Source organism: Asaia astilbis JCM 15831 (assembly GCF_000613845.1).
Classification (GTDB): domain Bacteria; phylum Pseudomonadota; class Alphaproteobacteria; order Acetobacterales; family Acetobacteraceae; genus Asaia; species Asaia astilbis.
Genome location: NZ_BAJT01000012.1, coordinates 36,395 through 50,895, shown reverse-complemented (window position 1 = coordinate 50,895; position 14,501 = coordinate 36,395). Strand labels below are relative to the sequence as shown.

Sequence of the window (14,501 nt, the reverse complement as noted above, 5' to 3'; positions counted from 1 at the left end):
CAAGAGAGGCGTCGTCGAGCGCGCTCAGCCGGGCGTGCCGAAAGAGCGCCATTCCTCGCTGCCGAGCACCCAGAGCAGGAGTCCCTTCTGGGCGTGGAGACGGTTTTCCGCTTCGTCGAAAACGACCGAAGCCGCACTCTCAAAAACGTCTTCCGTCACTTCCTCACCGATATGGGCAGGAAGACAGTGCATGAACAGGGCTTCAGCAGATGCTTTTTGCATGAGAGCCGCATTGACCTGAAAAGGACGCAGCGTGTTGAGGCGCGCTGCTGATTCCTTGTCAGACATGCTGGTCCATGTATCGGTCACGATGCAGCCTGCGTCACGGACAGCCTCGACAGGGTCATGCACGAGGCGGATTTTCCCGCCTTCGGCTTGAGCCCAGTCGAGCACATCCTGTCGTGGCTTCATGCTCTCGGGCGTGGCAAGGGTCAGGGAAAAACCAAAGCGTACAGCCCCCTCGATGAGGGAGGTGGCAACATTATTGCCGTCACCGATCCATGCCCAGTGTGAGCCCGCGACCGGTCCACGATGCTCTTCATAGGTCATGATATCGGCGAGGATCTGCACCGGGTGAGAGTCGGGCGTCAGACCGTTCACCACCGGGATGCTGCTCCAGCGCACAAGCTCCGGCAGCATGTCCGTCTCGCCGGTCCTCACAACCAGCACATCCAGAAAACGCGAGAGAACACGCGCGGTATCGGCAAGGCTCTCGCCCCGACCGATTTGCATATCTGCCGGGGAAAGCACCGAGACATCGCCGCCGAGCTGACGCATGCCCACCTCAAAGGAGAGGCGCGTGCGGGTCGACGGTTTGGAAAGCATCAATCCCAGGGTGCGACCGGCGAGGGGATGGGCCGGGTGCATCGGTACCCGGCGACCATCCTGCATGGCCTTGACCGCACGGCCGACATCGATGATCGCGCGCAGGGTTGCTGAGTCCAGATCGCGAAGGTCCAGAAAATGTCGGATCTTGGTCTTGGGAGAGATCTGGGTCTGCGTGCTCATGCCTTGCTTCCTCCGTTTTCGAGAGCCGCAGCGGCACGCGAGAGAAGCGTGCAGGCCTCAAGACATTCTTTTTCGGAGACGATCAGCGGCGGCAGCAGACGCAGCACGTTTTCCCCTGCGGTGACGCTCAACAGGCCTTCTTCCATGACCTGAGCCTGAACCTGGGCAACCGGCAGGCGGCATTTCAGCCCCCACATCAGGCCGCGACCGCGGGCAAGCTCGAACACAGTCGGATGCTTGCTGACCAGGGCGTGGAGAGCGCTTTCGAGAACTTTGCCTTTCTGTTCAACCCCGGACAGGAAACCTTCGTCAAGAATGACATCCAGAACGGCATTTCCAGCGGCACAGGCGAGCGGATTGCCGCCGAAGGTCGTGCCGTGCGATCCGGCCCCCATAGAAGCGGCAACCTCTTCATTGGCCAGGATCGCTCCCATCGGAAAGCCACCGGCAATGCCCTTGGCGGCCGAGATGACGTCCGGGATGACGTCGTAGCCTTCATGGGCGAAGAGCTTGCCGGTACGACCCATGCCTGTCTGCACCTCGTCAAAGGCAAGGATCAGTCCATACTCGTCGCAGACCTGACGCAGCCCGGTCATGAATTGAGGGTCGGCCTGTTTGATTCCGGTCTCACCCTGAATGGGTTCGAGCATGATTCCCGCTGTCTGCGGTGTGATGGCAGCGCGCAGGGCATTCATGTTGTTGAACGGCACATGATCGAAGCCCTCGACCGGCGCACCGAAACCCTCGAGATAGGCAGGATTTCCTGTGGCGGCGATCATGGCTAGGGTGCGACCGTGAAAGGCGCCCGTACAGCAGATGATGCGTGTGCGCTCTGCATGACCGCGCGCGAACTGGGTCTTGCGGATCATCTTGACCATGCCCTCATTCGCTTCTGCGCCGGAATTGCAGAAAAAGACGCTGTCGGCGAAGGACGCGGCCACAAGGCGGTCAGCCAGCTGCTCGGCCTGCGGGATGCGATACAGGTTCGAGACATGCATCACGCGGGCGGCTTGATCTGCGATGGCCTTGACGAGGCCCGCATGGCCGTGACCGAGCGATGAGACGGCAATGCCCGCCCCAAAATCCAAGAATCGTCGCCCTTCAGCCGTGTACAAGCAAGCGCCCTGACCGTGCTCGAAAGCAAGGTCGACTCGTTTGAACGTTGGCATCAGAGCGGAGATCATGGTGATGGGAGAGCCCGATAAAAAAGGGAAGGGAAACGCAACGGCTAAGACCCCGCACCTGAAAAACAGGGCAGGGCAAAAGCTACTGCTTTCTCATGATGGGGCTATTGTCACCTATTCGTCAAATTCATGCGGTCAGGCGCTTGTAAAACAGGTCGCGGGCCAGCCAGCAGCCAACCCGCGCGCCTGTCAGCCTGCCGCTTTCGTCGCGCTGGAAAGAGAGGGTCCAGTAGCCAGGTGGGGAGTGGTCCAGCGCTCTGAGGCAGGGGATCAACCAGACATCGTCGCCCAGTGGCTGGAGGCGCTCCATGCGCCCTAGGCCGAGCATCCCTGAAAAACCGCCGTAAAGAGCTCCCTCCGAGCCCTCGACTGTCAGAACGCTGTCGAGCTCATCGCAATGATAGCGCCCTGCCAGATCATTGCGCGAGACAGTTCTGGGGATAGCGCTCAGGCTGACGCTGCGGTTCTCCTGAGGTCGCGCCATCAGAAGCCCATCCCCGGACAGGCTTAGCCGGGTTGCGTCTTGCCCGGCTCCGTCTTGCGTCCAGGGCTCGAGTATTTCCGGCGGATAGGCATAGCGTAAAGACAGGCGCGTGCCTGATGCCGTCGGAGAAACCGAGGCGGAGAGGCCCGTCTCCCGGTCCAGATAATGCCCGAGTAGAGCTGTGTTGCCAGGCTGTGTCTGTCCCTGCACTGCCGGAATGCCCAGTGCAGCCCCAGCGAGAAGAGCTGCTGCGGAATGGGCTTCGGAGATATGGTTGAACATCACCACAACGGACAGACGTTCCTCAGCCAGATGCAGCCTGTGACTGCGCCAGCCTCGCAAAGCGCCCCCATGTCCCGTCATGGCGCGACCGAAAAGCGTACCGCGTTGCAATCCATGACCGTAGCGAGCGGGCGCGCTATCACGGAACGTCACAGGCGCGCTCAGGCGATTATAAAATCCCTCAGGATCGTCGCGTTGAGCGTCGATGGCGCGTTCCCAGGCGATCATGTCATTCAGGCTGGCGCCAAGCCCGGCATCACCGGTCCAGAAGATATGATTGACGGCCTGACGATAGCCGGTTGCTTCGCTCCCTTCATACCCTTGCGTGCCATCGGGCATCGATTGGGTATCCGCTGCGAGGAAGCCGGTGTTCATCCCGTAGCGGTCGAAGATCTGCGTTCGTAGGAGTTCTGAAAAGCTCCGTCCCGAGCTCGCCTCGAGAGCTTCCGAGATCAGGGAGAAATTCTGGTTAACGTAAGAATAGGCCGTTCCCGGTCGAAATTGCAGGCTTCTCGTGCCTGCAATGACGCGATGTGCCTCAGCCGCGCCGAAAACTGACTCGGTCGGTGCCCCATGCAGCATGGCGACCGCCCAGTAATCGCGAAGTCCTGACTGGTTATGCGCCAGATGCATGATGTCGGGATGGGCTTCCTGCAGGTTCGGCAGGCGCGCCGCAAGATACGAATTGAGCGCCGCTTTGTCTGGCCAGGTGTCGAGCAGGGCGCAGGTGAACTGCTTGGTGATCGAACAAAAACGAAAGAGGGTCTGAGGGGTAAAGCGCAGACGTCTCTCCGCATTGGCAAAGCCCCAGCTATGGCGCGCGATGACCTCGCCCTCTCGGATGACTGCCGCTGCGCCGCCCGGCCCCGGATAAAGAGAAGGAAGATCGGTAAGGGCTCGATCGAGCTGCGAAACTGTCATGGGAGGACTCCGGTAATTTTCACCATGTTGCTGCCATGAAGTTATGGCACAATGTAACGATGTCAGCGATTCCGGAACTGCCTCCTCCGCCGACAGCGGCAAGCCTGCGCGAGACGGCGTTGCGTCATCTCGCGCGCTTTGCTGCGACCGAACAGGGCTTGGCTCAGGTTCTGGATCGTGCCGTCATGCGCTGGTCCCGCAAAGCCGCTGCGCTGGGAGGGGAGGGCGATACGGTCGAAGCCCAAGCTCAGGCAAGTCGTCGGGCAATCCCGCAGATCGTGACCGATATGCGGTCTCTCGGAGCTCTGGACGATGCCGCTTTTGCCCGGTCGCGCTCACTGAGCCTGACGCGTTCAGGGCGTTCGCGTCGTGCTGTCGCCGCCAGCCTGACGCAGAAAGGCATCGGCGCGGAGGTGCTTGGCGATGCGCTCGAGGAGGCCTTGGGCCATCGTCACGATGAAAGTGCTCATGAGCGCGAATTGGGAGCGGCCCTCGTTTTGGCGCGAAAACGCCGCCTCGGCCCGTTTCGGCGCGGCGTCAGCCAGGACGATGACGATCTGGCGCCGGAGAGCCATCAACGGGCTTTGGCTGTTTTCGCCCGCGCCGGGTTCGGGCGCGACGTCGCTGAGAGGGCCCTCTCACTTGATCTCACTGAAGCGGAGGAGCGCGTCATGGCGCTGAAATCGTCATGAAAAAGCTGGTTTTAGGGTTCGGGTTCTGTCTGACCCTTGCCGCCTGTGGCGGCGGCCCGCGCGAATATAGTCGTGCCAGCTTCAACGGGCCGGTACAATGTGCCCCTTACGCCCGCGCTAAAACGGGTGTGGATCTGTACGGCGCAGCGGCATCCTGGTGGCGGGGGGCGTCGGGCAAATACCGTCGTACCCAGACCCCGGCCAAAGGAGAAATACTGGTTTTTCGCTCAACCGGGCGGTTGCCGTCGGGTCATGTCTCGGTCGTGCGGAGTACGGTCTCTTCACGCAAGATTCTTGTCGAACATGCAAACTGGGAGCCAGGCCGCGTCGATCGTTCGGTGCCGGTTATCGATGTGTCGCGCAAGAATGACTGGTCTCTCGTCAGGGTTTACTGGGCGCCGATCCGCAATCTCGGCACTCGCTCCTATCCGACCTATGCTTCATCGTTCCGCGCGACCTCGATGACATTGCCCGCTTGCAAGAGACGCCCGATCACGCCATGTGAGAAGCGAGACAAAAGACGGCGGTTTGGTGCCGTCATTCGAGGAGAGAGATTATGGGTAGCATGAGTCCCCTGCACTGGCTGATAGTGCTTGCCGTCGTACTCATCCTGTTTGGCGGTGGCAGCAAGATCAGTGGCCTGATGGGCGACTTCGCGAAGGGGATCAAATCCTTCAAGAAGAACATGGCCGAAGATGAATCCATGGAGACGAAGCACGATCAGCCCAATGGCCAGATCTCTCCGCCGCCGCCACACGGCAACATCCAGCAGCCGCAATACACGCCCCCCAGCTCGGGCGGTAATGTGAACAACGTCAATCGCTGAGTTCTTCATGACCCAAGTTTCGGATCGGCCCTGGTCGGATGCAGTGCAGGATGTGCTGCATGCAGGCCGCAGAATGGATCAGCGAGGCTGGGTGCCAGCGACAGCGGGCAATCTCAGCCGCCGCCTTGCAGATGGGCGCATCGCGATCACCCGATCCGGGGGGCATAAGGGCTTTCTAACCGAGCAGGATGTCATCGAGATCGATCCTGCCGGGCGGCCACTCGATCCTTCCCAGAAGGCGAGCGCCGAAACGCTGCTGCACACCCAGCTTTATGGCTCTGACCCATCGGTCGGGGCAGTTTTGCATGGCCACTCTGTTGCAGCGACGATCCTGTCGATGGAGATCGATACGCCTGTGCTGACCCTGGCAGGCTATGAGCTGCTCAAGGTGTTCGAAGGGCAATCGACCCACGACACGGCGCTGGATGTTCCTTTTTTCAACAACGACCAGGATATTGCGCGCCTGGCTACGGTTGTCGCCCCTTCATTGGGTAGAATGCCGGCTGGTTACGTAATCCGCGGTCATGGTGTTTATGTCTGGGGACGGGATATGGCCATGGCGCTGGCCCGTCTTGAAGGGCTGGAATTTCTCCTGGCCTGCGAACTCGAAAGGCGGAAACTATGAGCCGACTGACGATCTATCGCGACGATACAGCGGATAATCTCATTCTCGATACCGAGGATGGAAGGCTTATCGCGGAGACCCTGCGCCCACTCAACGTGCGTTTCGAGCGGTGGCAGGCGCCTGTCACTCCCGCCAAGGACGCCTCCCCCGAAGAGATTCTGGAGGCGTATCGTCCCTATCTCGACGGTCTGATGGGCGAAACCGGAGCAGGCAGCGCCGATGTGGTGCGCTTTGACCGCAATACGCCGCAGATCGCTGCGATGCGGGAAAAATATCTCTCCGAGCATACCCATAGCGAAGATGAGGTGCGTTTCTTCGTCCATGGTCAGGGTGCTTTCATCCTGCACCTGCAGGGTAAGGTCTATTCCATCCTGTGTGTTCAGGGCGATCTGATCTCGGTACCTGAGGGAACGCCGCACTGGTTCGACGCTGGCCATAACCCCGATGTGGTGGCGCTGCGTGTCTTCACCGATACGACGGGTTGGGTTGCCGATTACACAGGCGATGAGATTGCGCGCCGTTTTCCGGTCGTGATCCCGGATCTGGCGGCATGAGCACGATTCGTCTGATTCTCCTCGATATCGAAGGCACGACCTTGCCGATCTCTTTCGTCAAGGAAGTGCTCTTTCCTTATTCCGACAGGGTAATGCCGGATCTGCTGCGTGAGCAGGGAGACAACCCGCAGGTCAAGGCTGCGCTGGCGGATATCGAGGCGGCACATCCGGGATGCGACCCGCTGGCACAGCTCCATGACTGGACTGTGCGCGATGAGAAGGTGGCGCCGCTCAAATCCCTTCAGGGTCTTGCCTGGAAGACGGGCTTTGAGACGGGTGCGCTCAAGGCGCATCTTTACCCGGACGTTCCTCAGTCGCTGCAAAAATGGCATGAAGCCGGTCTGCGTCTTGCTGTTTACTCTTCTGGCTCTGCCAGTGCACAGCGTCTGCTCTACGGCTATTCCGATGCGGGCGATCTTACCCCGCTCTTCGAAGCCTTTTACGATCTTGGTATCGGGGGCAAGAAGGAGGCTGCAAGCTACCGCGGGATCGCTTCTCGTGCGGGTGTTGCTCCAGAAGAGATCCTTTTCCTCTCCGATATCGGTGCCGAGCTCGATGCCGCGGCAGAGGCTGGGCTCAAGACATGCCAGCTTGTCCGGCCCGAAGATGGCACGGCCCCCCATGAAGGCGCGCCTCAGGCAGCAGATTTTCGTAGCGTCAGCCAGCAATTCGAGCTGCCCGTGCCATGACCTTGCACGAGGACTGGGTGGCAATCCCGCAAGAGGCGCGTGGCGCCGCCGTAGCCCTCGGCAATTTCGATGGCGTGCATCCTGGGCACGTCCATCTTCTTAAATCGTTGCATGCGGCACGTCCGGACCTCTCTTTGGGGACGGTGACCTTCGATCCGCATCCTCGCGAGTTCTTTCGGCCGCAGGATCCGCCGATCCGTCTGATGCTGCCGCCCGTCCGCGCGCGTCTTTTGCATGAGCAGGGCGTGAAGCAGATTTTCCAGCTGCCCTTCGATGCCAGGTTCAGCCATTTATCTCCCGAGCGTTTTGTCGAAGACGTGCTCCATCGCGCGCTCGGCGTGCATCATGTCGCGTGTGGTCCGGATTTTGCATTCGGACATCGACGCGGCGGGAATATCGAATTTCTCGGAAACAGGCTTGAGAAGCTTGGTATTGGCCTCACCGTTGTGCCGCCTTTGACGGATATCAGCGGTCCGTACTCCTCCTCGCGTATTCGGCGCCTTCTTCAGGAGGGATATCCCGAACGCGCCGCTGAGGAGCTCGGCCGACCCTGGTTTATCAGCGGTGAAGTGGCGCACGGTGACAAACGAGGACGCCTTCTTGGCTTTCCAACTGCGAATGTCCCGTTGGGTCGGCACATTGAGCCCGCCCGCGGCGTCTATGCCGTGACGGTCCGCCATTCCGACGGACGTGTCTCGCAGGGTGTGGCTAATATCGGTCGTCGCCCCACGATCGATGATGGGCAGGAGAGCAGGCTCGAGGTGAACCTCTTCGACTTCAACGGGGATCTCTACGGCCAGACACTGGAAATCAGCTTGCACAGACTGTTGCGGGAAGAGCGCCGTTTCGATGGGCTCGATGCGTTGAAGGCGCAAATCGCCGAGGATGCGTCTCAGGCCAGAGCTGTACTCAACCCTGTCCGTTAAGCCCGACCCTTGCTTGCTGCAGGGGGTCAATCACGTGACGCTCTGCGTGCATGACCTCGAACGGGCGATCGATTTTTATGGAGGACTCCTCGGGTGCTCCATGCGAGCACGTTGGGATCGGGGGGCCTATCTTGAAGCTGGCGCGCTGTGGCTCTGTCTTGAATGTGCCCCATCTGCGTTATGTCAGCCTCGTCAGGACGACACCCATCTCGCGTTCACGGTCACCCCGGCCGGGTTCATCACACTCTCCCAGAAATTGGCCGGTCGTGTGACCCTGTGGAAAGAAAACACGAGCGAGGGTGAGTCGCTCTATTTTCTGGACCCTGACGGCCACAAACTCGAAATCCACGTGGGCTCATTGGCGACACGTCTGTCGCATTGGCGCAGTCGAGCGAGAGATGTGCCTTCTGGCCTCAAGATATTTGATGCCACCGGGTAAGCAGTTCCTACCCGGGATGTGGAAAATATGTTTCAAGTCACAAGAAAAATGTCATACATTACCCGCAGTTAATTGGAGGGGGCTCCATGTTTGGCGCGATGCAAATGTACCAGATGCAGGCGATGGAGCAGCATCTTGCACAGAAGGAGGCACGGCGTAGACTGAGTGCGTCACACCTCGTGCGAATGACGAACTTCTTCCGTCGGGATCTGGCTGTTCTCGGAGAGCAGATCGATGAAACGTTCGAGAATATTCAGGCTTCACCGGGTTCTACTCGGTCTTGCAGATCAATGCCGTAGAGCGTGGGCCTGAAGCGATGCGACATCAGTTGTAGAAGGCGTTTGTGAAAGACGAAATTTCTGTCAATTGACGATCGTGCAGGTTACTGGAATCAGGAACACGCGATAAAATTCTGTGCGCTGTCGATAGAAAATAAGCTTCAACGAAACATCTGTATCTGAGAGAAGCTTCAGAGTGCCGTAGCAGTAGCGCTCGAGGGTGGCATCGTAGAGTACTCGCCTGAACTTGTCTGCTGAGAAGTTATTGATAGCCTCCTCTGCGTAAGGCGTTAACTCTATCTCCTCTACAAGTGTTCGGTCTTCTCTTGAAGCCCGGATGATAGTCGCTAATTTATTTTCGATAAGGGGCACCTTGCGGTTCATATTATTGACGATTTCATCGATCGTCTTGGTGCCTACTGCCGATTCAAAGCGAAAGTCGCGCGAAAGAGCGGGTTGGGTCATCGCTACCGCTACCAGAGATATCGCTGCAACTTTATTGAAAATCATGATCGAGCCTGTCGCAGGTATTTATGGTATATTTCACTGAAATAAAGATTAGGTTGTTCTGATATATAGATTAATCATTGCATCCTGAATGATTTTATCGTGATAAAGTTGCGACAAAGGAATGAGCGGAGCGCCAGATCAAAAATTTGAGGCTTCGAAACGGTTCGCCGCGTGAAATCACTCCGATTGCCTTGTGCGAGTGGCCATCGTCATATCGGTCACGCACGGGGCAAGATCGACAAGACTGCTTGCCTGTCCTGCAATTCCGTGCAGAGTGGCGCGACGAGGTACGCCGTTGCCTCGATATTCCAGGCCGAAGCGTCCAAGCGCCTCGGTGCCCCGAGATGAGTGGCTGAACCGCCATGTGGTCATAGATTTCAGCTCTGAATCCGTGATCGTTGATGGCTTTTTAGTTGATTTACTAGAGCAGGACAAATTTTTCGAAGTCCAATTCTACGGAAGTGTTCATGAATACTTTGTTTTCATAGAGCGGCGTGGCCATTCCGTCTCTGGTTTTTAAGAAAACATAGTTCCGATTGTAGTTATACACAAAGAACATAACAAAATTTGATGCGCTTTCTTTTTTGTTTTCAATACAGACATCATCCCCGCATTGAACCAAAGGAAAAAGATTCCCGTATATCATAATCGAAGGTCGCATTTTTCCATCGATTGTATTGCAAATAACGCTAAAATATCCCTTCGTTAGAGAAGTCAAGTTCCCAGTGGTAAGCTTTTTCTCTGTAAAATCGTAAAATAAGTGATTTCCATGGATGTCGAGAACAACGGGAAGGTCGTTCCGTCTATTGATTTCCCCAAGGCCGTTTTTCGATTTTATGGCGAAGGTGTTGCTTACTAATCTGCTATAAAGTCTAAGGGCTATCTCTCGTTTATCAAGAAAAATAAGCTTATATATTAGGTCGCAGATTTTTACTTCATGCTCAAATATAAAATCAACATTTCTCAAATGCATAATTTTGGGAGAGATCAGCATAATCCCGGCAAGAATCGGATGTTTCTCATAGCTTCTAAGAAATCTATTTCTTATATTTGCAGAATTATGTCTCCTTATTGTAGAGGCGGACCTTCTCAAATCAGATTCATTGCCATTCACGGCGTTGATAATAAGAGTGTACATGGCTTCGGAGCCAGACAAGCTCTCATACACAACATGATCGCTATAAAATGTTTGTATATGTTTTGCCGAGGGAGAGAGGTTTAGTATAAGTTGCGTATGATAAAAGTCAGTTTTCTCATGGGGATCGCTTAGTATATAAGTATTTTCTGAGATATCTCCAGATTTTAACGACATATTTTCCATGTCGTCAGTGAGGTATTTCCGATAGTTTTCAGCGATTATGCATTCTTCAGGATTTATCGAGTATTTTGGCGACATCGATAAGACACATGACGCACGTAGTTTTTTGGAATGTTTGATTGCGGCGTACCCGCCCATAGATAAGCCGAAAACGATAACTTTTTTCTGCTTATCTATGAGCGAATTAAGTGTTTCAATCGCGTCGTCCGTCTCTTTGCCCAGAAACCAGTTGGGTTTTTTGGTCGCAAAGCCGAAGACGGTTAAGTTTTTTTTTCTTGCTGTGTGTTTTAAAGAGAAGTATTCTTTGGCTACTTCTTCGCAGTTTAGTCCGGTAAAAGTGATCAATACAAATTCGGAATCGCCTTTTTCGTGATGTAGTACTATGCTTTCTCCTTCATAAATAATCATCACAGCGTTCCTTGTTTATTTGGGGCCTGCTTTCATACGCTTTTGGCTGATTTTAGACAAGTTCCAACACCCTGTGTTCCTGCGGCAGGAAACGATGCCTCGTTATGGTTCAAGGTAATATCTATCAAATTGAGCCGTGGAATTTCTTTTTTAATGTTGGCGCAGAATCTGCCATGGAGAGTACGGATAAAAGACTGCGTTCGTATTATCTGAAATTGCCACATCAATGATGGTCTTACGAGTTCACTCTGAAAAGGTGACCCCGAGAGATTGAGCCGGACCTCGGGACTAAGTCCGTTGAGACGACGGTGTAAGGTTTAGCGCAACACGGTCATCTTAAGTACCTTGTGAAGAGCTTACCGGCTTGGCCTCTTGACCCCGAAGCCTCCCTCTTCGCATAACTCGCGGTTCCTTGACTCCGTCGATTGATCGAAGATGCCTGATTCAAAAAGCCCCGATCCTCAGGACCGTTATCGCGACACGGTCTTTCTTCCTCGCACCAGCTTTCCCATGCGCGGCAATTTGCCGACGCGTGAGCCCGAAATTCTGGCACGTTGGGAGTCCATGGGGCTCGATCAGAGCATTATCGAGGCAGGCAAGGGCAAGCCGGTTTTCACGCTTCATGATGGCCCGCCTTATGCAAACGGCCATCTTCATATCGGTCACGCCCTGAACAAGATCAACAAAGACGTTATCAATCGCGCCCAGCGTATGAATGGCTCGCGCGTGCGCTACGTGCCGGGCTGGGACTGTCATGGTCTGCCGATCGAATGGCGTGTGGAAGAGGAATACCGCAAGGCAGGCAAGAACAAGGACGATGTGCCTGTTCTTCAATTCCGTGCAGAGTGTCGCGACTATGCGCGTCGCTGGCTCGATATTCAGGCTGAGGAATTCAAGCGTCTCGGTGTTCAGGGCGAGTGGCAGAACCGTTACGCGACCATGGATTTCAGCTCCGAGTCTGCGATCGTCGGCGAAATCGGCAAGTTCCTGCTCAATGGCGGGCTATACCGTGGTCTCCGTCCCGTCATGTGGAGCCCGGTCGAGAAAACGGCCCTTGCCGAAGCCGAAATCGAATATCACGACATTACGTCAACAACGATCCATGTCGCTTTTCCGATCGAAACTGACCCCACCCCCGGTCAGGCCCTTCAGGGTGCTTCGGCGGTCATCTGGACGACTACGCCCTGGACCATCCCGGCCAATCGCGCCATCGCTTACGGCCCCGAGATCGCTTACGCCGTGATCCGCGCCGATCTGATGGAAGAAAATGCCCTGGTCGCGCCCGGCTCGCGCTTTCTGATTGCCGAAGAACGTCTGGCCGATTTCTGCAAGCAGGCGGGTATCCAGGAATATCACACGCTCTACACCTGCCGGGTGACGCCCTCGAGGGCACGCTCTGTGCCCATCCGCTGCGGGGCTGTGGCTATGAGTTCGATGTGCCCATGCTGCCGGGCGATTTTGTGACGACCGATGCCGGTACGGGCCTGGTGCACATGGCCCCCGCCCACGGTCAGGATGACTTTCTGCTGACCCGTCAATATGGCATCGAAGTTCCGGAGCTGGTGCAGGATGATGGCACTTACGCTCCGTGGGTGCCGCATTTCGCGGGTCTTCACGTCTTTAAAGCGGCGGATCCGGTCTGCGCGGCTCTGAGTGAGGCGACGCAGCGCTGGGCGAGTAATGGTGATGCGGCGGCGGGTCTTGTGGCGCGCTCGAGCATTGTGCACTCCTACCCGCATTCCTGGCGTTCACGTAAGCCGATCATTTTCCGCGCGACGCCACAATGGTTCATCCGGATGGATGGCGATCAGGCACTGCGCCGCAAGGCGCTCGACGCTTTGGCCGATGTGACCTTCGTGCCTGAGGCCGCACGCAACCGCTTGACCTCCATGATCGAGCAGCGCCCCGACTGGTGCATTAGCCGCCAACGCGCCTGGGGCGTGCCGATTGCTGTTTTCGTCGAAAAGAGCACAGGCGAAGTCCTGCGCGATCCGGCGGTGATGCAGCGCGTCGTCGACGCATGGCCGAGCATGGGGCGGATATCTGGTATAGTGCCGATCCCGCGCTTTTCCTTGGCGAGGGGCGTGACCCAGCTCACTATGAGCAGGTTTTCGACATCGTCGATGTCTGGTTCGAAAGCGGATCAACCATAGCTTCGTTCTGGGTGAGGACGGGCTGAATGTCCCGGCCGATCTCTATCTCGAGGGGTCGGATCAGCATCGTGGCTGGTTCCAGTCCTCCTTGCTCGAGAGCGTTGGCACGCGTGGCGTCGCGCCGATGAAAGCGATCGTAACGAATGGCTTCGTGCTCGACGAGCAGGGCCGCAAGATGTCGAAGTCTCTGGGCAATGTGATTGCGCCCAAGCAGGTGACCGACAAGCTGGGCGCCGATATCCTGCGTCTCTGGGTGGTCAATTCCGACAGCAACGAAGATCTGCGTATTGGCAATGAGATCCTGAAGCAGCAGGGCGAGCTTTATCGCCGTCTGCGCAACACGCTTCGCTGGCTTCTCGGAGCGCTCGATGCTACACGCCCGAAGAGGCCGTGCCTTATGAGCAGCTGCCGGAGCTGGAGCGGTATATCCTGCATCGTCTGAGTGATCTGGGTGGGTTGCTGAAGCAGGCCGTGCAGACCCATCAATGGGTCGGCGTCTATCCGATGCTGCATGGCTTCTGCACGACCGATCTGTCAGCTTTCTATTTCGACGTGCGCAAGGACGCGCTCTATTGCGATGCCCCTTCGTCGCTGCGTCGTCGTGCCGCTCGTACTGTGCTGGATATCCTGCATCGTGCGCTCGCCACCTGGCTGGCTCCGGTTCTGGTCTTTACGGCTGAAGAAGCCTGGTCGGCCCGTTTCGGGGAAGAAAGCTCGGTGCATCTGCAAAGCTTCCTCGAGCCGGATCCGATCTGGCATGATTCTGCCCTAGGTGAGCGATGGACGCAGATCCGCGCTCTGCGCCGCGTGATCACCACCGAGCTCGAAGGCGCCCGGCGCGGCGGGGTAATCGGCTCATCGCTCGAAGCACGTCTGAACCTGCCGCTGACCGAGCAGGAGCAGGCTGTGTTCGGTGACGTTGACTGGGCTGAACTCGCCATCGTTTCTCACGCCGATATTCAGCTTCTGACCAATGTGCCGTCGCTCTATATCGATGATGGATCCGACCCCGAGCGTGAAGGCGTCGTCGCAGCGCATCCCGGGCCGGGTGTTGGGGAAGCCGAGGGCACGAAATGCCTCCGGTGCTGGCGTGTCCTTCCGGAAGTGGGTAGCCATGCCGAGCATTCGGGCCTTTGCCTGAGATGCAGCGACGTGGTGGCATTGTGACGGGCGCAAAAATCGCTTTGTCATTCGGTCGTCCTGC

13 protein-coding genes and 2 pseudogenes are annotated in these 14,501 nt (G+C 57.0%); 9 read left to right on the top strand and 6 right to left on the bottom strand.

Annotation, left to right across the window (positions count from 1 at the left end):
* Window positions 1-24: 24 nt before the first annotated feature.
* From argF to JCM15831_RS10020, 3 genes are all read right to left on the bottom strand, one after another.
* Window positions 25-1,008 carry an ornithine carbamoyltransferase gene (argF, locus tag JCM15831_RS10030; protein WP_025824166.1) on the bottom strand — a complete coding sequence of 328 codons (984 nt, stop codon included), beginning with the start codon at window positions 1,006-1,008 and terminating at the stop codon, window positions 25-27.
* Complete coding sequence (locus JCM15831_RS10025; RefSeq protein WP_025824165.1) at window positions 1,005-2,192, bottom strand: aspartate aminotransferase family protein; 1,188 nt, start codon at window positions 2,190-2,192, stop codon at window positions 1,005-1,007. Before JCM15831_RS10025 ends, argF begins: the two co-directional genes overlap by 4 nt.
* A gap of 127 nt (window positions 2,193-2,319) precedes the next feature.
* Window positions 2,320-3,879: a D-aminopeptidase gene (locus JCM15831_RS10020; RefSeq protein WP_025824164.1), complete on the bottom strand. Its 1,560-nt coding sequence runs from the start codon at window positions 3,877-3,879 to the stop codon at window positions 2,320-2,322.
* 59 nt (window positions 3,880-3,938) lie between these two features.
* Here JCM15831_RS10020 and JCM15831_RS10015 point away from each other — a divergent pair, with 59 nt between their 5' ends.
* The 8 genes and pseudogenes from JCM15831_RS10015 to JCM15831_RS09980 all read left to right on the top strand — a co-directional run bounded on the left by JCM15831_RS10015 (window position 3,939) and on the right by JCM15831_RS09980 (window position 8,630).
* Window positions 3,939-4,571: a regulatory protein RecX gene (locus JCM15831_RS10015; protein WP_035774249.1), complete on the top strand. Its 633-nt coding sequence runs from the start codon at window positions 3,939-3,941 to the stop codon at window positions 4,569-4,571.
* Window positions 4,568-5,008, top strand: a pseudogene (locus JCM15831_RS18160) (CHAP domain-containing protein); the annotation flags it as partial. The gene JCM15831_RS10015 and the pseudogene JCM15831_RS18160, both read left to right, overlap by 4 nt.
* Window positions 5,009-5,127: 119 nt before the next feature.
* Complete coding sequence (locus JCM15831_RS18155) at window positions 5,128-5,397, top strand: twin-arginine translocase TatA/TatE family subunit (RefSeq protein WP_025824161.1); 270 nt, start codon at window positions 5,128-5,130, stop codon at window positions 5,395-5,397.
* A gap of 7 nt (window positions 5,398-5,404) precedes the next feature.
* Window positions 5,405-6,022 (top strand): methylthioribulose 1-phosphate dehydratase, encoded by a 618-nt coding sequence (locus JCM15831_RS10000; RefSeq protein WP_025824160.1) that lies wholly within the window; start codon window positions 5,405-5,407, stop codon window positions 6,020-6,022.
* Window positions 6,019-6,576 carry a 1,2-dihydroxy-3-keto-5-methylthiopentene dioxygenase gene (locus JCM15831_RS09995; protein ID WP_025824159.1) on the top strand — a complete coding sequence of 186 codons (558 nt, stop codon included), beginning with the start codon at window positions 6,019-6,021 and terminating at the stop codon, window positions 6,574-6,576. Before JCM15831_RS10000 ends, JCM15831_RS09995 begins: the two co-directional genes overlap by 4 nt.
* The gene (gene mtnC / locus JCM15831_RS09990) at window positions 6,573-7,265 is read left to right on the top strand and encodes an acireductone synthase (RefSeq protein ID WP_035774247.1); all 693 of its coding nucleotides are present in this window, start codon (window positions 6,573-6,575) and stop codon (window positions 7,263-7,265) included. Before JCM15831_RS09995 ends, mtnC begins: the two co-directional genes overlap by 4 nt.
* Window positions 7,262-8,191, top strand: coding sequence for a bifunctional riboflavin kinase/FAD synthetase (locus JCM15831_RS09985; protein ID WP_025824157.1), 930 nt, complete (start codon window positions 7,262-7,264; stop codon window positions 8,189-8,191). Before mtnC ends, JCM15831_RS09985 begins: the two co-directional genes overlap by 4 nt.
* 13 nt (window positions 8,192-8,204) lie before the next feature.
* Window positions 8,205-8,630 (top strand): VOC family protein, encoded by a 426-nt coding sequence (locus JCM15831_RS09980; protein WP_025824156.1) that lies wholly within the window; start codon window positions 8,205-8,207, stop codon window positions 8,628-8,630.
* Window positions 8,631-8,992: 362 nt separating this feature from the next.
* On the opposite strand, the gene JCM15831_RS09970 is transcribed toward JCM15831_RS09980, so the two are convergent.
* The 3 genes from JCM15831_RS09970 to JCM15831_RS09965 form a co-directional block, all read right to left on the bottom strand.
* A complete protein-coding gene (locus JCM15831_RS09970) occupies window positions 8,993-9,418 on the bottom strand; it encodes a hypothetical protein (RefSeq protein WP_025824154.1) in 426 nt (141 codons plus the stop codon).
* A 177-nt stretch (window positions 9,419-9,595) separates the two neighbouring features.
* Complete coding sequence (locus JCM15831_RS21510; RefSeq protein WP_156938820.1) at window positions 9,596-9,790, bottom strand: hypothetical protein; 195 nt, start codon at window positions 9,788-9,790, stop codon at window positions 9,596-9,598.
* Window positions 9,791-9,839: 49 nt separating this feature from the next.
* The gene (locus JCM15831_RS09965) at window positions 9,840-11,144 is read right to left on the bottom strand and encodes a hypothetical protein (protein ID WP_025824153.1); all 1,305 of its coding nucleotides are present in this window, start codon (window positions 11,142-11,144) and stop codon (window positions 9,840-9,842) included.
* A 435-nt stretch (window positions 11,145-11,579) separates the two neighbouring features.
* On the opposite strand from JCM15831_RS09965, the pseudogene ileS reads away from it, so the two are divergent.
* Window positions 11,580-14,464, top strand: a pseudogene (gene ileS, locus JCM15831_RS18150) (isoleucine--tRNA ligase).
* The last annotated feature ends 37 nt before the right edge of the window (window positions 14,465-14,501 follow it).